The 20,886-nt window shown below is 64.6% G+C and carries 17 protein-coding genes; 12 read left to right on the forward strand and 5 right to left on the reverse strand.

Annotated elements, in window-relative coordinates:
• Positions 1-55: 55 nt before the first annotated feature.
• Positions 56-2,062, reverse strand: coding sequence for a polysaccharide biosynthesis protein (locus F7R26_RS25065; RefSeq protein ID WP_150989042.1), 2,007 nt, complete (start codon positions 2,060-2,062; stop codon positions 56-58).
• A 1,210-nt stretch (positions 2,063-3,272) separates the two neighbouring features.
• On the opposite strand from F7R26_RS25065, the gene F7R26_RS25070 reads away from it, so the two are divergent.
• Positions 3,273-4,094, forward strand: a complete 822-nt coding sequence (locus F7R26_RS25070) for a transcriptional regulator (protein WP_150989045.1) — start codon at positions 3,273-3,275, stop codon at positions 4,092-4,094.
• Between the two features lie 55 nt (positions 4,095-4,149).
• On the opposite strand, the gene F7R26_RS25075 is transcribed toward F7R26_RS25070, so the two are convergent.
• Positions 4,150-5,097: a helix-turn-helix domain-containing protein gene (locus F7R26_RS25075; RefSeq protein ID WP_150988895.1), complete on the reverse strand. Its 948-nt coding sequence runs from the start codon at positions 5,095-5,097 to the stop codon at positions 4,150-4,152.
• An 846-nt stretch (positions 5,098-5,943) separates the two neighbouring features.
• Between F7R26_RS25075 and F7R26_RS25080 the strand changes: the two genes are divergently transcribed.
• From F7R26_RS25080 to F7R26_RS25105, 6 genes are all read left to right on the forward strand, one after another.
• Complete coding sequence (locus tag F7R26_RS25080) at positions 5,944-6,720, forward strand: XpsR family transcriptional regulator (RefSeq protein WP_241754772.1); 777 nt, start codon at positions 5,944-5,946, stop codon at positions 6,718-6,720.
• A gap of 473 nt (positions 6,721-7,193) precedes the next feature.
• Complete coding sequence (locus tag F7R26_RS25085; protein WP_150988901.1) at positions 7,194-8,903, forward strand: hypothetical protein; 1,710 nt, start codon at positions 7,194-7,196, stop codon at positions 8,901-8,903.
• A gap of 173 nt (positions 8,904-9,076) precedes the next feature.
• Positions 9,077-10,198, forward strand: coding sequence for a hypothetical protein (locus tag F7R26_RS25090; RefSeq protein WP_150988904.1), 1,122 nt, complete (start codon positions 9,077-9,079; stop codon positions 10,196-10,198).
• Between the two features lie 589 nt (positions 10,199-10,787).
• Positions 10,788-11,570 carry an EAL domain-containing protein gene (locus tag F7R26_RS25095; protein ID WP_241754717.1) on the forward strand — a complete coding sequence of 261 codons (783 nt, stop codon included), beginning with the start codon at positions 10,788-10,790 and terminating at the stop codon, positions 11,568-11,570.
• Positions 11,571-11,689: 119 nt separating this feature from the next.
• Positions 11,690-12,271, forward strand: a complete 582-nt coding sequence (locus tag F7R26_RS25100) for a nitrogen fixation protein NifQ (RefSeq protein WP_170301942.1) — start codon at positions 11,690-11,692, stop codon at positions 12,269-12,271.
• A gap of 94 nt (positions 12,272-12,365) precedes the next feature.
• Entirely contained in the window at positions 12,366-13,214 is an 849-nt protein-coding gene (locus F7R26_RS25105; RefSeq protein WP_150988908.1) for a hypothetical protein, read from the forward strand.
• Positions 13,215-13,274: 60 nt separating this feature from the next.
• Here the strand turns inward: F7R26_RS25105 and F7R26_RS25110 are convergent, their stop codons facing one another.
• The 3 genes from F7R26_RS25110 to F7R26_RS25120 form a co-directional block, all read right to left on the reverse strand.
• On the reverse strand, positions 13,275-14,606 hold the full coding sequence (locus tag F7R26_RS25110; RefSeq protein ID WP_241754718.1) for a tail fiber protein: 1,332 nt from the start codon (positions 14,604-14,606) through the stop codon (positions 13,275-13,277).
• Positions 14,607-14,866: 260 nt separating this feature from the next.
• Complete coding sequence (locus F7R26_RS25115; protein ID WP_150988911.1) at positions 14,867-16,258, reverse strand: aminotransferase-like domain-containing protein; 1,392 nt, start codon at positions 16,256-16,258, stop codon at positions 14,867-14,869.
• Between the two features lie 71 nt (positions 16,259-16,329).
• Positions 16,330-16,605: a hypothetical protein gene (locus F7R26_RS25120; protein ID WP_150988914.1), complete on the reverse strand. Its 276-nt coding sequence runs from the start codon at positions 16,603-16,605 to the stop codon at positions 16,330-16,332.
• Positions 16,606-16,678: 73 nt separating this feature from the next.
• Between F7R26_RS25120 and F7R26_RS25125 the strand changes: the two genes are divergently transcribed.
• From F7R26_RS25125 to F7R26_RS25145, 5 genes are all read left to right on the forward strand, one after another.
• Complete coding sequence (locus F7R26_RS25125) at positions 16,679-17,161, forward strand: MSMEG_0572/Sll0783 family nitrogen starvation response protein (RefSeq protein ID WP_035811662.1); 483 nt, start codon at positions 16,679-16,681, stop codon at positions 17,159-17,161.
• Positions 17,162-17,228: 67 nt separating this feature from the next.
• Positions 17,229-18,245, forward strand: a complete 1,017-nt coding sequence (locus F7R26_RS25130; protein ID WP_150988917.1) for a Nit6803 family nitrilase — start codon at positions 17,229-17,231, stop codon at positions 18,243-18,245.
• A complete protein-coding gene (locus F7R26_RS25135) occupies positions 18,196-19,329 on the forward strand; it encodes an MSMEG_0568 family radical SAM protein (RefSeq protein ID WP_150988920.1) in 1,134 nt (377 codons plus the stop codon). The genes F7R26_RS25130 and F7R26_RS25135 overlap by 50 nt, the downstream gene beginning before the upstream one ends.
• Positions 19,326-19,871 carry an MSMEG_0567/Sll0786 family nitrogen starvation N-acetyltransferase gene (locus F7R26_RS25140; RefSeq protein WP_150988922.1) on the forward strand — a complete coding sequence of 182 codons (546 nt, stop codon included), beginning with the start codon at positions 19,326-19,328 and terminating at the stop codon, positions 19,869-19,871. The genes F7R26_RS25135 and F7R26_RS25140 overlap by 4 nt, the downstream gene beginning before the upstream one ends.
• Positions 19,868-20,878, forward strand: coding sequence for a sll0787 family AIR synthase-like protein (locus F7R26_RS25145; protein WP_150988925.1), 1,011 nt, complete (start codon positions 19,868-19,870; stop codon positions 20,876-20,878). The genes F7R26_RS25140 and F7R26_RS25145 overlap by 4 nt, the downstream gene beginning before the upstream one ends.
• The last annotated feature ends 8 nt before the right edge of the window (positions 20,879-20,886 follow it).

The following is a 20,886-nucleotide window of genomic DNA, read 5'->3' on the forward strand; positions in this document are numbered from 1 at the left end:
GCCGAATGCAATGGGTTGCTTGAACAGATAGTGCGGCTAGCTCACGAACCTGGGCTCAGCTGGCGTGGGCTTGCTTGGCGTTGAGTTCGGCAAAATCGGCCAGGACTTCTTCCGCTCCGCGCGCACGCGCGCCCAAGGGGAAGGGCACCAGCACGCGCGAACGCGCGGGTTTGCGGGGCTTGCTGCCGTCCAGTGAGCTGTAAGGCGCGTACTCCGGCACGATGGCTTGTACCAGGCTCTGGATCTTGAGCGTGTCGCGCGTGTCGCATGCGGCAAACAGTGCGGCCAGGAAGTCGTGCAGCGTGGCCTCCTCCATAGAGTGCTCTTTTGCACACATGATGCGGGTGTGTGAGCTAGGGATGACGCCGTCGCCAATCAGCAGTTCTTCATAGAGTTTCTCGCCAGGGCGCAGGCCTACCACTTTGATCTCGATATCGCCGGCGGGGTTGTCTCTGGTTTTTTCCTCAAGGCCGGACATGTCAATCATGGTACGAGCCAGATCCACGATGCGTACCGGGTCGCCCATGTCTAGCACGAAGACCTCGCCGCCCTTGGCCATCGCGCCTGCCTGGATCACAAGCTGGGCGGCTTCGGGGATTAGCATGAAGTAGCGTACGACGTCGGCGTGGGTGATCGTGATGGGCCCGCCACCTTCAATTTGCCGGCGGAACAGCGGCACCACCGAGCCGGAGGAGCCGAGGACATTGCCGAAGCGCACCATCGAGAAGTTGGTTCGGGTTCTAGGTCGCGCGGCTGCAGCCTGGAAGACCAGTTCCGCCATGCGCTTGCTCGCACCCATGATGTTGGTCGGGCGCACGGCCTTGTCAGTTGAGACTAGCACGCAGGTCTCGACGCCATACATGTGGGCGACATCGGCTACGGTGAGCGAGCCCAGCACGTTGTTTCGAATGCCTTCGGGCATGTTCGACTCGACCAGGGGCACGTGCTTGTACGCCGCGGCATGGTAAATCGTGTCGACCCGGTTCTGGCGCACCGCGGCCGTAACGACCTCGGGGTCGCACACGGAGCCGATGCGCGGCGACACGTCCAGGTCGGGAAAGAGCTGCCGCAGTTCCTGCTCGATCGTATAGAGCGCGTATTCGGAGTGTTCCAGCAGGACCAGTTTGCGTGGCTCTTGTGTGGCGATCTGCCGGCAGAGCTCGCTGCCGATCGAGCCACCGGCACCGGTCACCATTACGACCTTGTTGCGCGTATTTTTTGCAAACAGGTTTTTGTTGGGCGGTACCGGTTCTCGGCCAAGCAGATCCTCGATACGGATTTCGCGGATGGATTGCGTGGTGATCTTGCCGTCCACCATTTCCAGCAGAGTGGGCAGGGTGCGCACTTCCACCGCATGGGCGCGCAAGCTATCGACCACCTCGCGGCGCCGCTGCGGTGAGGCTGACGGAATGGCCAGCACAACTTCGTCGATGCTCAGCTTACTCAGTTGGTCGGCCAGGCGGCTCACGTCATAGACAGGCAGGCCGGCCACGATCTTGTTGTTCAGCGTAATGTCGTGATCGAAGAAGCAAAGCGGCTGGTGATCGGGGCTGGCACGCATCGCAAGGGCCAGTTGGTAGCCGGCCTCGCCAGCGCCAAAGATGGCAAGCCGGGCCACCTTGCCGCGATTCTTGCGGTATTGCGAGGTGCGCAGCAGCGCGCGTGCCAGGAAGCGCGAGATAACGACGTACGCAAAGGCGATAAACCAATAGATCAGCACGCCCGTGCGCGGCAGGTAGCCATCTTGCAGCAGCACCGATGCAAGATAGGTGAGGCCGATCAGTGCGGCCAGGCTGACGCCAGACATCCACAGCACCTTGAGATCGATATACCGTAGCACCGTGCGGTAGAGCCCGCTCAGGTAGAACACCGGGATGGTGAGGAGTGCAATCGCCAATGGCGGCAATGCGCCGTACTGATTAAGCAGATCGCCATCGCCTTTTCTTAACAGCAGGGCGAGCGAGAAGCATAGGGGCAGCATCATCAAGTCGGCTGCCACCATCAAGGCGACTTTGCCACGACGCGGAAGTGCGAGTAGCCATTGAGTAAGCGCGGATGTCATATGCATAGACCACATTGCGAATCCGACACCAGAGAGATTGGTGCGGTAAATCATGACTGCATTGCGTACTGCAGGATGAGGCGAGGGAATGCCGGATAAGGGCGAGCCGGTTGCGGCTGGCGTCGCGGGAGGCGTCCTTCGTCTTGCGAATGGTGCGAATAGTGCGGCGCGGTGATAGCTACCGGTACCCTGCGTGAGAAGGGAACGCGAGGGGATTGTTAGCGCCATGGTGCGGCATTGCTGGGGGAGGCCCTGCAATGCGCTGTGAGCTCGTGCTGGGGAGGGAAGTCGAAGGGGCGAGAGTGGAGGCGGCGCGTGTCGCTAATCCACTAGCGCATCGCTAGTGCATGGCTAGCGCTATTTAATTTGTCTAATAGGTTTTCGCTTTCTTTTTCGATTTTTCTATCCCTACGTAAGTGGGGATTTCGGTATGGACTCGGATATTGAATTAGGGGCTTTCGATCTCTATCGCCGCTTCGTCGACCTGCTAATTGCGAAACCAGCTCCGGGCGAGTCTGCGTTCCAGTGTGGGCATCGGTGCGGCACTTGCTGAAGACCAGGTTGTCCGCAGGGTAGACGGCGATTTTTCCTGTGAACGGGATATCGGCCCGTTCGGGGATCGACAGCGCGTCGATGACATGGCCCGCACGCTCTCATCGGTTGGGGATCTGCCTGTATCCGCCCGTTTTTTTCAGGGTCCTCGGCTCGATTGAAATCGAGGCGCGCGGCACTGGCGGATCGGATGGCGCTTTCGGCACTTGGCGAAATGGCTCCGTGGCGGAAACGGAAAGTGCTCTGTCAGGTGCGTTTGCAGTTGACGTGGACCGGGCTGGCGCGGTGCCGGATGGCTTGCCGGCGAGGCGCACGCATCACCATGCCGGGCGGCTGGCGTTGCTTACCTGCCAACTGGAATGCCAATCTCCGCACCAATTGCCAAAAAGTGAGACGCACGGTCAAGAGGCGGGCGGGCGTGGCTTTAATCTTGGCGGCTAGAGACCGTTGTCTATAAGGCGTGCGCGAAAGGGGGTGGCTTGGCGACCCCTGCCCCAGAACTCGAAGAGAGCGGGGGAACCGACGCAACCGGGGCAACGCCGGCAGCGATCCGGTGTCTTGATGGGTCATTAGGCGTACGACGGGCATGATGGGGGTGTTGGTGATGGCTGATGTATCTGGTTTTGCTGGTTTGTCTAGTTTGTCTGATATGTCTGGAATGACGGAGCAGGGTGGGGGCGCCCTGAGCCGTGAGCAGCTCGATGCTTACTTTGCTTCCTACGTGGGCATGGAGGGGGGAAGTCCGGCCGGCGCGGTCTGGTTTTGCGACGCCATGCCAACTTCGGACAGCACGCGGCTGCCCGCGCAGCTTGAGCCGGCGCGCGAGGTGCCGGCGTGGGATGCGCAGTTCAGGCTGCGCCATCTGCACGAGATGGGCAAATGGCAAACGCACCAGCGCATTGCGCGCATCATGGCGGCGGCCCGGGAGATGGTGCTGTTCGGCCGGGACGATAGCGGCGATTGGCAGCGCTATCTTGCGCAATATCTTTACCGGCCGCGCGGATGGGATTTCAAGCTGAGCTTGTTCCCCTTGGCCATCCGTTCTGAGAACGGGTTGCCGTGGACGCAACTGCACGGCAGCCAGCCGGAGCTGAACCCTAAATCCAAATACCTCGCGCTGTGTCGCAATGGCGCCCGGTTCCGCTTTATCGCCCAGTTGCGCCGGCGCGAGCGGCCCAAGGTGGTGGTTTGCCTTGGCGAGCGCTTCGAGGCGGATTATCTGCAGGCATTTGGCATGCGGGGCGTGCCATTTACCACACACACATTGCAGCCGGCCGATCAGGCGAGGGAGTTGCGCGTTTATGAAAGCGAGGGCACAAACCTGATTATTTGTCCCGCGGTGGCCGGGGCTGCCGGATTAGCCTCTGATGTGCTGCTGAACGCCATGGGGCGTTTTATCAGCCAATGGTTGACCTTGGCCGATTTTCAGGTAAGACCGCACGAGACGGCGCTTTACGAGGCGGAGTACTACCCGGCCTGAGATGGCGATGCGGTGGCCGTTGGCGCGCGGCTCCGCCCGGTTCTCAGCAGGGTTCTCAGCACTGTTGCCGATGTAGCCACTGCCGGAAGTCATCACCTTGCACGGCGAACGCGGCTTGCCGGAATTCGGTGTTCAGGGGGCTGGTGGCATAGGCGCGCAGGTCGCTGGGCGACATGCCCAGGGATCGGCGGAACGCCCGGGTGAAGTCCGATGCACTATTGAAGCCCAGTCCGTAGGCGATGTTGCTGATCGGCAAGCTGGGGAACTTCACCAGGTCGGCGGCGGCGGCCCGCAGGCGGCTCTTGCGGATATAGGCCTGCACGCCGCCTTCTTGCTCGAACAATCGATATAAGGTCGGGCGGGAGATTTCCATCCTGGCGAGGAGCTTGTCAGGGGACAACTCTGCCGCGCCGGGGTCGGCGTCGATCAGCCGGCGCGCCCGGGCCAGCATGGCGCTGCGCGCGGCGGCGCGGGCGCCTTCCTCAAGGCGCGCGCCTTTGCGAAAGGCGGCAGTGAGCAGTTGCACGCTGGCGTGCATGGCCCGGGCAGCCGCTTGCGGCGCCATGCAGGGGATCTCGCGGCTTAGCGCCGTCAGGTGCGCCACGGCCAGCCGGGTCAGCGGGGTGTTGGTTTGCACGATGCGCCCGTGTGCGGCCTCGGCGCCGAGAAAGATGGCATCCATCATCGCGCGTGGCACGAAGACCGAGAGCGCGCGCACGGCACCCCGGTGCATGTGGATGGGCTGCCCATGGTCCGTGAGCAGGATGCCGCCCCGTTGCGGCATCGGGTTGTGCCGCATGCCCTCGACCACGCCGGCGTTGCCCTCGACGAAGACCTGGAGCGCATAGTGCCGCATGGTGTCCGTGGAGATGCGCGCGACGTTGCGCGCAAGGGAGAGGCCATCGCAGCGGCAGTCCGTGAAGAGCATGTCCTCGACCAGGTAGCGGTCGATGGAGGCCTGGAACGGCGCGGCCAGGGCGTCCCGGGTGAGGCTGACGTCCATCACATGCCCGACTCGTTGGCGCCAGGCGAGGATTTGTCCCACGCTGGCGTCACGGGGCCCGTCGCCGCCTGCCTGGAAATGGGTATGCGGCACGCGCGCGTCTGGGGCCGTGGGCTGTGGTTCCGATCGGGGCGGTGCAAGTGCGATGGGAGGCTCGGTCATGGGCGTTGGGCGCACCCGGTGCTGCATAGGACCGGCAACACGCCGGCGCATCGGCACCACTCTATCGAAAAACCGGGGCTCTTGCAGGCAACGCGTTGTGCCTGTCCCACTTGCATGCCTGTACTTGCCATGTATTTGCCATGTACCGGCCATGTCTGTGTCACGTACTTGGCGTGCACGTGCCATTTACCGCCGCCCGATTGTGCGATGCCGCGCAAAGTGTCGTTACCCCGCGTAAGAAGGGAAAGAAGACTGCCGCGAATCCCTCCAAAGGGGGGCGCGTCATGATCAAATCTCACGAAGAATCTTGCACCGCCAAGTGATTGTTTCGCGCAAACGAGATCGGGCTTTTTTGGGGCGGTAGCCGGAGCGTCGCGGGATTGACGATAAACGTTCCGGCAATCGTTTTCCCAAAGGGAAAAGCACCGATCCAGATTGGTTGTAGGCAGGTCAAATCCGTCGGAGCCAGGCTTTGGTTTTATGCCGGCCGGCATCCGAGACGAAGCGGGTGGGAAGCGCGAAAGCGCGGGAAGTTCTGCATTCCCCGCCAGCGGGTTGTCTCCATCGTTCTATTAGAGATTTGCCGATGCATTCGAGGCGTCTCACGGCCCGTCACGTCGTATAGGTAAGTATTGCCTCAGCGCGTGGGCATCTTTAATTCCACCAAGCGGTAGGGGCATGGAAATAGAACAGAAGACAGTATTTTCACGTGAGCAGCTGGACGCGTACTTCGCGTCTTACGTTGGTATGGAAGGGGGAAATCCGGCGGCGGCAGTCTGGTTTTGCGACAGCACGCCGCATCCTTGGGTCGAGTCACTGGTAGCGCCGCTGGAGCCGCGCATGCAACCGGGGGCCTGGGACCGCGCATACCGCGAGCGCCATCGCGAGAGCATGGAGCGCTGGCAGTCGCATCAGAAGATCGCAAGGATCATGGCGGCGGCGCGTGCGCAGACCTTTGCGTCCCCGCAGAGCGATTGCGACTGGAAGCATTACTTCGATCAGCATCTCTATGCGCCGGGGGGCGCGGAGTTCAAGCTCAGCCTGTTTCCGTTGCCGGCGCACCTGATTGGCCAGACGCCCTGGTCCAGGGCATTTCGCGGGCAGCCGGCGCTGGTGCCCAAGCAGCGCTACCTGGATCTGTGCCGCGCCGGCAACCGCTTTCGCTTTATCGAGGGCATTCGCCGGGAATGGAAGCCCAAGGTGGTGGTGTGCCTGGGCGAGCGGCATTTCTCGGATTTCGTATTGGCATTCGGGCTTGAGCAAGCCCGCATGGGGGATTTCATTTTGCAGCCGGCCGATCTGGCCAAGACGCTGCGCGTGCTGGAGCACGATGGCACGACCTGGATCATGTGCCCTGCGCTGGCGGGCGCCTCGGGGCTGACTTCCGATGTATTGCTTGAAGCCATGGGCCGATATGTGGCGCGCTGGCTGGTGCGGGAGGATTTTCCGGTTATGCACTAAGCGTGAAGTCATGGGATGCGAGGCGAGGCAAGGCTTGGATACGCGTTAATGCGCGTTAGCCGGCATCGTTTTACGCATCCTGACAACCGTAGGAATGGCACGCGGCAGCGATGCCGTTGCAGCTCTCGCGGGGGTGGGGGTTACGGGCCGATATGCAAGTCTGCGCTTTCCCCCGCCTAGTAGGGGTGACACGGTTGTGGAGATTGTTTATCTAGTGAGGCTGGTAAAGGCAGCAGCGCAGTAACGCAGTAGCGCAGTTTCGCTGTAGTGCTGCCGATTCCGATTGCAAGAGCCAGCCAAGGTATCCATGAGATGCGACGAGCCAGGGCGGTGAAGGGCGCCACATGTGGTGCGCTGCCAAGGCGTGGTCAGGATCCATAGACAACCTAGTGACCCATTGACCTATCGACGTATCGACGCATTGACGCATTGACATATCGACATATCGACGTATCGATTCAGGAGTGAGAAGAGTGCAAACCAATATCAGGAATATCTTTACCCTCGGCATCATGGCTTCCGCGGCGGCGGCACTTGTGGCTTGCGGGGGTGGCTCGGACTCGACGCCGACCCCGACGACGCCATCGGTCACCGTGCAAGGCAAGGCCGTCGACTTCTACCTGTCACAGGCTACGGTGACGTTCCTCGATTGCAGCAACCAGACCACCACGACTAACGCGACCGGGGACTTCACGTTCCCGGCTGGCTGCGCCACCAGCGCGCTCAAGGTGACCGGCGGTACCGACATTGGTACCAACCAGCCCTTCACCGGCGTGCTGCAGGCACCGGCGGTGACCTACAAGGCCGGCGTGACCCCGGTGATCACGCCGCTGACGACGCTGGTTGCGCAACTGGGCGCAACCCAGGCCGCGGCGCTGGCGACCAAGCTTGGCCTGCAAGGCAAGGACCTCACCACGCTGGACCCGATGCAGGACGCTGCGGTGCTCAAGGCAGCCGTGCTGGTGCAGCAGCTGGTGGACCAGGTTGCGAAGACGCTGGCAGGCTTGTCGAAGGCCACGGGCGGCACGTTGACGGCGGAAGCTGCCGCGGCGGCGGCGGCCAGTGCCGTGGCTAACGCTGTGAACAACGCCTCGGGTACCGCTAACCTGGCCAACAGCACGCTGGTCACGTCGGTGATCAACTCGGCCGTGCAGAACGCCAAGGCAGGTTTCCCGGCCAGTGTCCAGGCCAATATTGCCGCAGTGGCGGCCAACGTCGCCGCGCTGGCTGGCCCGGTTGTGGCCACCCAGGTGTCGAACGTGAACACCGCGCTGGGCACGATCGTGCTGGGCGCAAGCCCGGCCGCCACGCTGGCCGCCTTGCAGCAAAGCGGCTCGGTCAATGCGGTGACCAACAGCGCCAAGTCCACGACGAGCACTGCGCTGGTGGCGGCGGTCACGCCGGCCGCGCTGGCTGACCCGACGCTGACGACCAACCTGGCTGCGCTCGGCGCTGCAGTGTCTACCGGCAACGCCACGGCAATCCAGACCGCGGCTGGCAACCTGGGCGGCAGCGTCAACAGCGGCGCCATCAACGATGTGGCCAACAGCGTCAAGCCGACCAACTTCATCCAGCTGGCCAGCATGACCATCAACGGCCAGCAGTTCCCGGTGAGCAGCGCCGTGACGGTGACCGGCGGTACGCTGAGCTCCATCAAGGTGGCGACTTCGCAAAGCGGCGATGCCTTTGCCGGCGGCGCAGCGCAAGTGCGTGCCGGCCTGAGCTACACGTACAACGGCAACAAGGTCGACGTGATCATCGAGAATGTTGCGCTCACCTTCAGCAACGGTGCATTGACCGGCGCGCAGGTGCCGGCCAACACGGCCTACTCGTTCCGCATCGGTGGCGGCAGCATCACGGCTAGCGTGGGCCTGACCAACGCAACGGCCGACAACCTGTTCGACAGCGCCAACGGCGGCTCGCTGAACCTGCCGTTCACGGTCTTCTTGTCCAAGCTGCAGAGCGCCGGCGCGCTGAACGCCACGCAGATCGCCTCGCTCACGCCCAAGGCGACCAGCACCTTCCCCGTGACGTTTGCGGTGGCGGGCCAGGGCGGCAAGGCCGTTAGCGTTGCCACCCTGGTGAGCAGCAGCCCGCAGAACACGCTGGCGCAGACGGTGCAGACCGCCACGTCTACGGTTAGCGGCAACGGCATCACGACCTCGGTCACGCTGAACCCCTGATCGGTGCGCAGTGAAGCCCTCCCCGTGGTCAGGGGAGGGTCTGCCCGGTCATTCGTCATGCGCGCCATCTGGCGCTTGTGACGGGTGGCCGGCTTCTTTTTGTGTGCAGTCGGCCGGACCAGGAACTGGCTGACGCCATGGATGAGGTCCGCCCCCGGCCTCGGAGTCTCCCTATGCTGTTGTATCGCACGCGCCGGCTCCGCCATGCCGGTGCCTTGATGCTGGGTTTGTCGTGCGTCGGCGTTGCCCATGCGGCCCCCGATGATGTGTTTTTGCAGGCCGAGCCCGCTACGGGCGAGTTCACGTCATTTCGCGTGGAGGCCAGCTATGACATGGTCAACAAGACCGTGGATGTCTTTAACCTGCGAGAGGGCCAGGGTGCCGTGCCGGACAATGCCGGCGACTATCGTGGCGGCAAGCTGATGCTGGGCTACAAGTTTTCGCCGAAGTGGTCGGGATCGGCCACGTACTGGCGCCGCGGCATCGACTACGGGCAGGACAACAACCAGATCGATAGCTGGATGCTGGCCTTGCACTATGACCCGCTGGCCGAGCCTGGCGCGCGGGACCGCATCATGCTGCGCTTCTCCCTTTGGGGCGACCGTGCCGGCAGCCTGACCCGCTCGTCCGCGCTCAAGGTCAGGAATGCCACGTTCAACAGCGTCACGGTCAACGACGCCAACGATATCCAGGGCCAGGCCGATGTGATTTTTTCTGGCGACCTTACCGAGCGCAACAAGCTCACCGGGTTTATTGGCCTTGGCGTCAGCCGCGTGACCATTGGCAGCATCAATACGCGGCTGCAGCAGGGCGCGTGCAATTTCAATGTGAGCATTGGCTCGGACAATATTGCCAGCGGCAACCTGGCCGCGCCTTGCCGCGTGGGCAACACCAACTTGCAGTCGGCGTCGTTTTCAACGGACGCCAGCCAGTACGGCCTGAACATCAATGACGATTTCAATTACACGGCCGGCTTCCTGAACCTGGGTGGCTCCTGGCGCTGGAAGTACGAGAACTTCAGCGCGCGGCTGGGCTATCAGTTCCAGTACCTGTTGCGCAGCAACGTCGATAGCCGCGCCAGTGCGTACGGCTATTCGCCGATCAAGTCAAACCATACGCTGGGGATGGAGCTGTCGTACGCGGTGGTGAAGAATGTCGAGGTGTTCCTGCGTGGGCAGGCATCGCTGTACAACTTCGTTGGCACGATCCCGTTTCTCTATAACGCGGCTACCGCGGGCAAGCTCGATCGCTATTACGGCTATGGCTCGATCGGCATTCGCTTCTCGGGATTTTAAAGCGGGTATTTAGGGCGGGGATTTCAAGGCGGGGATCGGGACAATGCGGGCTTGGGCGGGACACCCTGGCAAAAAAAAGGAGGTGTAGGCGCAGGGTGCTCCTACACCCCTTGAACAGTTCAGCAAGGGGTCAGTCTTGCTAGTGTGGATTGTCTTACGGCTTGTATTACGTCAGTACCCTGCCTTGGTAGGTGGTCCTCCTTCAGAGGGGAACCTGCGTGATGCGTGGCCATGCGGGCACTGAAAGAATAGGGTTGTGCCTGCATATGTGTGTCTGCGCATGTGTCTGCGCATGTGTCTGCTTATGTGCGGGCCAGCCTTGTAGCATTGCCGGGCGGAATGGCGGTATGGAGTGCTAGCGCGCGAGCTTGATGTGATGCGTGTGCATGTTGCACCGGACCGTCCAAATGCCTTCCAGGAGCTTAGATTGCGTTACGCGTTTTTCAGTGGCACGGTGTCTCCCTGCACAAGGGGGCCGCATCCGGACGGGGGCGGCGCCGGCATCGAGAGTGGCGCACCCGATCCGGTGGCCGCGCGCTTGGCCCGGCTGCGCCAGAGGATGGGGTGGCCTTCAGGCGGATCGGAGGGCGTGGATGCCACGGAGCGCGGCCTGGATCACGAGGAACTGCTCTCGCTCACGCGGGGGGACCTCATTGGTGCGATCGAGTTCGGGCATATCTACCCGGTGTTCCAACCGCAGATCAGCGCGCAGCACGGTGGCATCGTCGGGCTGGAGGTGCTGGCGCGCTGGTCCGACAAGGGGCGGCACCATGCCCCGGACAAGTTTGTCGGCAGCATCACCAGCCATGGCGTGGAGACGCTGTTGCTGGACCATTTCCTTGGCGCATGCGGGCGGGTGCAGACGCGGTTTCCGCAATATACGGGCCGGTTCTCCCTGAACGTCAGCCCGAGGACGGCGGCGGCGGCCGGCTTCGTCCAGGGCTTCGTGCGCGCAAGCATTTCCCATGGGCTGGATATCGCCCGCGTGGTGCTGGAGCTGACCGAGCAGACCCGCATTGCCCGCGACAGCGAGGCGCGTCTGCTGGAAAACCTCAACGCGCTTTCCGCCCGTGGCATGGTGATCTCCCAGGACGATTTCGGCTCGGGCTATGCCTCGCTGCAGGCCCTTGGGCTACTGCCGTTCAAGCAGGTCAAGGTGGACAAGATCTTGCTGCACCGCGCACGCCACGCCGAGCGCGCCCGGCGGCTGTTCTTTTCCTCGATGGCGCTGGCGCGCTCGCTGGAAATGCAGACGGTGGCCGAAGGCGTGGAGAGCCCGGACGACGTGGTGCTGGCAAGGTCGCTCGGCGCGGATTTGCTGCAGGGGTACGCCATTTGCCCCCCGATGCCCTTTGAGCTGCTCCAGCTTTAGGCCATGCCTGCCGCGGCCCGCTCCGGCCTGCGTTTGACTACCGTTATATACATCGCTATATTTCGGTCTTAGGGCATTCCCCTTCTTTGTTGCCGGCCCGGCTCCACAAGGCATTGCCCGTGAACCAGTCGTTGCTGATCCTCGATGCGTTCTCGCTCTCTCCCGGCGAGCCGGCTTGCCGCGCCCTGGCGGGCGTGCTGGAAAGCGCCAACGCTGCCAGGCTGCCCCGGTTCGCGCAATGGCTCGGGCTTGCCGAGCCCGAGTTCTGGCAGATGCTGGATCACTGTTTTCCGGGTGCCAGGGCGGCGGGGTGGGCGCCGGAGTCAGCGCCGGTCGATGCCGCCGCATTGCCTTGCGAGTTTGCCGACCTGGTGCAGATGCTGATCGCATCGGGCGATCCCGCTCGCCCCGCTCGCCCCGAAACGCGCTGGGCCGCCCACGCGCTGGCCAGCGGCTGCTTTGGCGGCTCTCATCTCTGGCACGACATGGGCCTGTCGGGCCGGCACGACGTTTCGCGCTTGCTGCAGGCGTATTTCCCCTCGCTCTACGCGGCCAACACTACGGACATGAAGTGGAAGAAGTTCTTCTACCACGCGCTATGCCAGCGGCTGGACCTGCACCCGTGTCCCGAACCGGCCTGCGCCGGATGCGACAACTACGCTAGCTGCCACGGCACCGAGTCGGTGATCGGCTGGCGCTAGGCTGCCACGCCAGCGGCCTGGCTGACGTAGAATCCGTCGCTTGAAAATCGCCATAAACAGCAAAATCGCTGCGTGTGGGCGGATTCAATCCGACATGAGGGGCATCGTAGCAATGGTGGCAATGGTGGCAATGGTGGCAATGGTGGCAATGGCCAGAACCTCCCCTTTCCTGAATAGCGTCATCCTGCTGGCAGCATTGGCGCTGCCCGGCATCTCGCAGGCCCGCGAATACCGCGGCCCTGGAACGGTCGGCCAAGGCCCATACCGGCATCAGTTCGTGCTGCGCGATGCCGTGACCGGCGCACCAATGGCGCAAGCGCGCTATCGGCTGGCCCTGCCTGAGCACCAGATCGCCGGCATACCGGTTGGGCCGGGGGACACGGCCAGCGTGGTCTTCGGTATGACCGACCGGCAAGGCCGTACCGTGTCGGTGCGCCTGCCCGGGCGCCATGCGCAGTCGCAATGGATTCTTGACGCCATCGTGGGGGAGGGCGATTTTGGCCGGTCATTCTCCACAACGGGTGGCGCCGATGGCGCGCCGGTGCCGAAGATGACGTATGTGCTGGACGTTGAGGGCAGCTATCTGTTCTGCGGCATGACGAATAGCCGCGGAAGCACGCACTTTGCGCAGAGCCGCCAGGTGCGCACGCTAAGTGTGACGGTGGGCGGCACGGACCTGGGCGCAGCGGATTTTGCCTGGTGCAAGCGGGAGGCGGAGGTGATCGGCGCGCTGCCGGCCGACGCTGCGCCGGCGCTGGTGTTCCGGCAGATGCTCGGCCTTTATGAAGCCGGCAAGGCGGGGCTCGATCCGGATTTCCAGGCGCGTATCCGCAGAAAGCTGCGGGACCTGGCACTGGCGAGCGGGGATAGCCAGCAACTGGTGATCGCGCGCAGCCTTGCGCCGGTGCCCGCGCAGCCGCGCTCGGCGCCGCCCGGGCAATGAACGCGTCCGAGGTTTGAGCAGGAAGGAAGCCGGCTTCTTGTGTCCCCGGCCTCCGGCTGCTTAGCTTCGCGTGGGGTAGAGGCCCTCAGTGCAGATCATGTACGTCAGGCCGTTGGGCGTGACGGACGCAAGATTCGGCAGCGCAAAGTTGCTTGTGCCGTTGCCGCCGAAGTTAGTCCCCAGCAGCGAGAACAGCGCCGCGTATTGTGCGATGGGGAGCAGCCGGCCATCGGCCGGCAGGCCTGCCCCGAACGTCGTGGCGGTTAGCCACACGCTGCCCATCGTGCATTCGGCGCCGCCGCTGCCGCCGCCTGCCGCGTTTCCGGTGTTTTGCCCCAGACCTGGGTTGATGGGGCCTGTGGCGCCGGTCGCGCCCGTCGCCCCCGTGGCCCCTGTGGCACCCGTTACGCCTTGCGCACCGGTGGCGCCGGTCGCACCCGTCGGGCCAGTGGCACCCGTGGTGCCTTGGGCGCCGGTGACTCCCGTCGGGCCTTGCATGCCGGTGGCGCCCGTGGCCCCGGTCGCGCCCGTCGGCCCCGTCACGCCTTGCGCACCGGTGGCGCCAGTAGCGCCAGTCGCGCCGGTAGCGCCCGTGGCGCCATTGCTCCCGTCGGCACCTTGCGGGCCCTGCGCGCCGGTTGCCCCCGTGGCCCCTGTCGCCCCGGTGGCCCCTATTGCGCCGGTAGCCCCGGTGGGACCGGCCGCACCCGTGGCGCCGGTCGCGCCCGTTGCCCCTGCCGGGCCCACATCGCCCCGGGCCAGCTCCTGCGACACAGTGACCAGCGTGGCGTTGTTGGCCTTCAGGCGCACGATCAGCGCTTCGAGCTTGTCGTCATACGCGTCGCCGGCTTGCGGCTGGAACACCTGGTTGAGCAGGTTCAGCGTGTCCACCGTCACGCCCAGATTGGCCAGGCGCTGCTTGGTCAAGGTCAGGGCAGTGGGCAGGCGGTTGCTTGCCGCGCCGGCCGAGGTGGCGGAGAACGTGTTGAAGAAGGCTTCGGTGTCCGGGTTTCCGGTGGCGCTGGCCACCACCAGCTCGGTGATCGGCGTGATGTTGGTCACGCCGGGGCCGAGGATCAGCGTGTGCAGCACGCCGCTCGGGCCGGTCACGCGCGCCGCGCACGGCAGCACCAGGCCGGCGGTGGTGACCGACCAGGCGCCGGTAGCCGAGGTGGTGACGGAGGCCGTGCCGGACACGCATTTCAGTTCCACGGTGGCATTGGCAATGGGCGCGCCGGTGGCGGCAACGCCGGAGATCGAGGCTGCCGGCGCCACCGTGACCGGCGCGCTGCCAGATGATTGCGCGGTATCGCTGCCGCCGCCACCGCATGCGTTCAGCAGCGAGGCCGCGGCCATGGACAGATAGAGAGCCCGCAATTTTGTTTGCATCATGATTTCCCGTGATTTCCCAAAAAACAGTGATCCGCTTGCACACGTCTCGATCGATGCCGAGGTGCACTTTTTATACGTATTGAAATGAAATGGAGTGGCAGCGCCCGCCGGGCGCAGCGGGGCGTATTTTATCGACGGTTGTCCGCGAGACGGCAAAGTCATTTGCGGTTTCGCCGGCAGATTTTGATGTCGTTGCCAAAACCCAACGAAGCCGGCCAGGCATCGGCAGGGCCGAGGCGCAATGGCCCGCTACAGCATGTCTACAGCATGGCCGAATGCAGATGGTGCGGATCGTCCAGCGTATCCGCCACGATCTGCAGCGATTCTTCCATCTCGTCGCGCTCGCCCGGCCCGCCCAGGCAGATGCGGATGGCATCCGGGGGGTTGCCATCGGTGGCGAACGCCGCGCTCGACACCACGCCGATGCCGCGCGAGCGCAGGTGCAGCGCCAGCTCGGAGGGGCGCCAGCCGCTGTCCGGGGGAATCGGCAGCCAGAGATGGAAGCCTTCCGGGTCGGCGTCATATGGCCGCCCCGCCAGCACGTCGCGGGCCAGGAGCTGGCGGGCCACGCACTCGGCGCGGATGGCCTTGAGCATGTCGTCGGCCGTGCCGTCCTTGATCCACGACGTGGCCAGCAGCGTATTGAACGGGCTTGCCATGACGGTGGTGGCGCGCAGGGTGCCGGCCAGCCGCTGGGTCTGGCGCGCGGTGGGGCCGTGGATAAAGGCGATGCGCAATCCGGCGCCAAAGCATTTCGACAGGCCGGTGACGTAGTAGGTGAGTTCCGGCGCGAGCGTGGCCATGGCATCCGGCGTGCGCTGCGGCAGCATGCCGTAGGCATCGTCCTCGATGATCGGCACGCTGTAGCGCAGGGCGATATCCGCCAGGATTTCGCGCCGTCCCTGGGGCATGGTCCTGGTGCTGGGGTTCTGCAGCGTGGGATTGCAGTACAGCGCGCTTGGCTTTTGCGTCTTGCAGAGTGTTTCGAAGGCCGGGCCGAGGGGGCCTTCCTCATCGCTGGGCAGGGCCTGCAGCTGCACGCCGAGCTGCGTGGCAATGGCTTTGATACCGGGATAGGCCAGCGTATCCAGGCAGATCGTTTGCCCGGGCCGGGCCAGCAGCGACACCAGCGCCACCAGGGCGCTGTGAATCCCCGGGCAGATCAGCACGGTATCCGCGCGGCAGGCGGGCACATAGCGTTTGAGCCAGTCCACCGCTACCGCGCGATCCGCCGGCGTGCCGCCGAAATCCTGGTAGCGCAGCAGGTCGTAGGGATCGGTCGTGCTCATCAGGCGCGCCGCCGACTCGCGCAGCCTGACCGTCAGCGCCGCCGGCTCGGGCGGGTTGTTCATGGTCATTTCGGCGCCCGTGCCCGCGCGCAGCGGCAGGGCCGGAGCGCGCCCGCGCACAAAGGTGCCGCTGCCGGCCTTGGCGTCGATCAGGCCGCGCTTGCGGGCTTCGGCGTAGGCACGGGCCACGGTGGTGTAGTTGAGCTGCAGCGCGTCGGCCAGGTCGCGCAGCGCCGGCAGGCGGTCGCGCGCTTGCAGGCGCCCGCTTGCCAGGTCTTCCTCGATCAGGTCGGGGATCATCAGGTAAGCGGGTTTGGTGCTCTCGCCGAGGCGTTTGAGCCAGTGGCTGGCAAGTCCGGGCAAGGTGGGCTCCTGGTGTTCGCGTGTTCGCGGTTGTCGGATGCGGCTTTAGCTGGGTCAGCTGAGGCCTCAGGCTACCACAATGATCGTTTTTTGCGCTTAAATTGATCGCATTTTTGTTTGCGCAATGATGGTGCGATATGGCGAGATTGCACCGCTTCCGGGCGTGTTTCCGAGCTGGCGCGGTCCACCACGGTGCATGGCGGCAAAAGGCCAGTAGCGGGCCGGTAGCGGCTAACGCACAAGCGTTTTCCGCACATTTCGCCATCCGGGAAATCGGCGGTGCGATCAATGAGAGATTCGCTGCTTGATCGGCCATTGATCGCATGATTGGGCGTGGCAGATGGCATGTCCCATGCTCAAGGTTTGGTGTCGGCCCAGCGCCGATCGATCGACAGATCCACCAACCCTATGGAGTGCAACATGCCCGCAGTGAACAAACCGGCCCACAAGAAAGGCGACTTCCTGGTCGACTATGAAGAGAAGGTATTCGAGGACGTCAAGGCAGAACCGGGCGAGAAGGCGCTGGTCACCTTTCACACCGTGGCCTTCGAAGGCTCGATCGGCTTCGTCAACCTGTTGCAGGCCACGCGCCTGCAACGCAAGGGCTTCGAGACCTCCATCCTGCTGTACGGCCCGGGCGTGACGCTTGGCCTGCAGCGCGGTTTTCCCACGCTGGGCGACGAGGCCTTCGCCGGCCATCTCAACTTCAACAAGCAGATCACCAAGTTCATGGAAGAGGGCGGCAAGGTCTACGCCTGCCGCTTTGCGCTGCAAGCGCTGTATGGCCATGGCGAAGCGTCGCTGATCGAAGGCATCCGCCCGATCAGCCCGCTCGATGTGCTGGACCTGAAGCTGATCCACCGCAAGGAGAACGCGCTGATCCTGGATACCTGGACGGTTTAAGGCTCCAACGCATTCACGCATTCACGCATTCATGCATTCACGCTGAACAGAAAGGGCGGGCATCACCATGTCACAGAAACGCATTGTGCGCGCGGCTGCGGTCCAGATCTCACCGGACCTGGAGCACGGCGAAGGCACGCTTGGCAAAGTCTGCGAGGCCATCGACCGCGCCGCACGGGAAGGCGTGCAACTGATCGTCTTTCCGGAAACCTTCCTGCCGTACTACCCGTACTTCTCCTTTGTACGGCCACCCGTGCAATCCGGCAGCGACCATATGCGGCTGTACGAGCAGGCGGTGGTGGTGCCCGGCCCCGTCACCCATGCCGTGTCCGAGCGCGCGCGCCGGCACGCCATGGTGGTGGTGCTCGGTGTCAACGAGCGCGACCACGGCAGTCTTTACAACACGCAGCTCATCTTCGATACCGACGGCCGCCTGGTGCTCAAGCGCCGCAAGATCACGCCGACGTTCCATGAGCGGATGATCTGGGGCCAGGGCGACGCGGCCGGCCTGAAGGTGGCCGAAACCGCCATCGGCCGCGTGGGCGCGCTGGCTTGCTGGGAGCACTACAACCCGCTGGCCCGCTACGCGCTGATGACCCAGCACGAGGAAATCCACTGCAGCCAGTTTCCCGGCTCGCTGGTGGGCCCCATCTTTGCCGATCAGATCGAAGTCACCATCCGCCATCACGCGCTGGAGTCCGGCTGCTTCGTGGTGAACGCCACGGGCTGGCTGACCGACGAGCAGATCGCCTCGGTGACCACCGACCCCGCCTTGCAAAAGGCGCTGCGCGGCGGCTGCAACACCGCCATCGTGTCGCCGGAGGGCCAGCACCTGGCGCCGCCGCTGCGCGAGGGCGAGGGCATGGTGATCGCGGACCTGGATATGTCGCTCATCACCAAGCGCAAGCGCATGATGGATTCGGTGGGGCATTACGCCCGGCCTGAATTGCTCAGCCTTGCCATCAACGACCGGCCGGCGGCGACCGCATCGCCCATGGCCAGCGCATTCTCCAACTACCACGGGAGCACCCACCATGAACTCCAGCGAGATGACGCCGGCCTCGAGCCGGTTGTCGGTAACTGAGCTTCGGACCGAGCTGCAATCGGTCGGGCTGCGCCTGCTGGACCCGGCAGCGGGCGCCGCCAGCCGGCGCGGCGGCGCGGGCCCGTCCGACCACAAGGCGGTGACCGTGGATGGCGTGACCATCATGGTGCCGGTGCATACCAATACCGCCTGGCATTCGCCGTACGTGGCGTCGGCGCCGGATGGCAAGGGCACCAGTGCGCTGCTGCGCGGCACCATCCCGATTGCGAACATCAGCTTTCCGAAGGCGCCGCGCTTCTATGCGCTGCAGACGATGGAGGGCGTGCCGTACTCGCACATCGCCACGCTGCACAGCGCGGACGTGCTGGCCACCACGGTGCTGCAAACCTGCATCCGCTACGAGAGCCGGCGCAAGACCTGCAAGTTCTGCGCGATCGGGCAATCGCTCGCGGCCGGTCGCACCATCGCGCGCAAGACGCCGGAGCAACTGGCCGAAGTGGCGCGCGCCGCCGTGCTGCTGGACGGCGTCAAGCATATGGTGCTGACCACCGGCACGCCGCCCACGCCGGACCGCGGCGCCGCCATTCTTTGCGAAAGCGCCTTTGCCATCAAGGCTGCGGTGGATCTGCCCATCCAGGCGCAATGCGAGCCGCCGGACGACGACCGCTGGTTCGAGCGCATGAAAGCCTCCGGCATCGATACGCTGGGCATGCACCTGGAAGTGGTCACGCCCGCCCTGCGCGAGCGGATCATGCCGGGCAAGGCGGCGGTGCCGATCAGCCGCTATATGGAAGCCTTCAAGGCTGCGGTTGCCGTGTTCGGCCGGGGGCAGGTGAGCACCTATATCCTCGCCGGGCTCGGCGATAGCGTTGAGACCATCCTGTCGATCTCGAAGGAACTGGTCGCGCTTGGCGTCTATCCCTTCGTGGTGCCCTTTGTGCCTATCACCGGCACGCCGCTGGAAGACCATCCCGCGCCGCCGCCTGAATTCATGAAGGCCATCCTCAAGCCGCTGGGCGCGATGATCAGCGCGGCGGGCATGCGCTCGGCGGATATCAAGGCGGGCTGCGGCAAGTGCGGCGCCTGCTCCTCGCTGTCTTCGTATGAAGAGGTGGCGGCATGAATGACGATCTCTGTGTGGAAGTGCCCGCGGCCACGACGTTTCGCATCCGCTGGGCCGGGGCGCAGTGGGAGGCGGACGAGGCCATGGCGCTGCGCCGGGCGGTGTTCTGCCATGAGCAGGGCATCTTTGTTGGCGACGACCGCGACGCGATCGACGACACCGCGCAGTTGCTGGTGGCGGTGAAGTGCGAGGCGGATGCGCCGCAGAAGGTGGTCGGCACCGTGCGCATCCACGAAACCGAGCCCGGTGTTTGGTTTGGCTCCCGGCTGGCGGTGCACGCCGCGTACCGCAGCCACGGCAAGATCGGCGCGACGCTGATCAAGCTGGCGGTGAGCAGCGCGAACGGGCTGGGCTGCACCCGATTCCTCGCGCATGTGCAGAGCCAGAATGTGCCGCTGTTCCGCCGCTTGCATTGGGATGTGCTGGCCGAGGAAACGCTGCTTGGCCGCCCGCACCACCTGATGCAGGCGGACCTGGACTACTACCCAGCGTGCCTGACGCCGCGCATTGGCCTGTCGACGCTGGGCAGGAGCGGGACATGAATGTCGCGCACATCGTGGAAAGCCTGCGCGCCAGCCGCGGCTTTGGCCACAAGACCGATATCGCCGGCGTGCTGTCGTCGCTGGGCAATGCGCTGCCGGGCGGCATGCGCGATCTCGGCCAGGCGGTGGCGGTGGGCGACGATTGCGCCGCGATTGCCGACCATGACGGCTACCTGCTGTTTGCGATCGAAGGCATGGTCCGGGATTTCATCGCTGCCAGGCCGTGGTTCGCGGGCTATAGCGCGGTGATGGTCAACGTCAGCGATATCTATGCCATGGGCGGCCGTCCGCTGGCGGTGGTGGACGCTATCTGGAGCGACGGCGTGGCGCAGGCCGCCGAAGTGCTCAAGGGCATGGCGGCGGCCTCCGCGGCCTATGGCGTGCCCATCGTCGGCGGGCATAGCAATGCCCGCAGCGATCAGGCCCAGCTTGCGGTGGCCATTGTCGGGCGGGCGCGGCGCCTGCTATCGAGCTTCGCGGCGCGCCCGGGCGACCGGTTGCTGATGGCCGTCGATTTGCGTGGCGCCTTTGCCGAGCCGTACCCGTACTGGAACGCCTCCACCGAAGCGCCGCCCGCGCGGCTGCGGGCCGATCTCGAACTGCTGCCCGCGCTGGCCGAGGACGGCTTGTGCGCCGCGGCCAAGGACATCAGCATGGCCGGCACGCTGGGCACGGCGCTGATGCTGCTGGAGTGCTCCGGCGTGGGCGCGCGGATCGACCTGGGCCGCATCCCGGCCCCCGTGGGGGTGCCGATGGCGCGCTGGCTTACGGCATTCCCGAGCTACGGCTTTCTGCTGGCCGTGCGCGAGCAGGACGCGGAGCGTGTGAGCGAGCGTTTCAGGGCGCGGGACATTGCCTGCGCGGACATCGGCGTCATCGACGATTCGCGGCAGGTCTTGGTCAGCGGCGCCGGCGAAACCGCGCTGCTGTGGGATTTCGCGCGCGATGCATTCATCGTCCCGCAGGCTGGTTGCCCGGCGCGGGATGCCACCCCCATCGATGCCTGAGGAGAGGC

The organism is Cupriavidus basilensis, from assembly GCF_008801925.2.
GTDB lineage: Bacteria > Pseudomonadota > Gammaproteobacteria > Burkholderiales > Burkholderiaceae > Cupriavidus > Cupriavidus basilensis.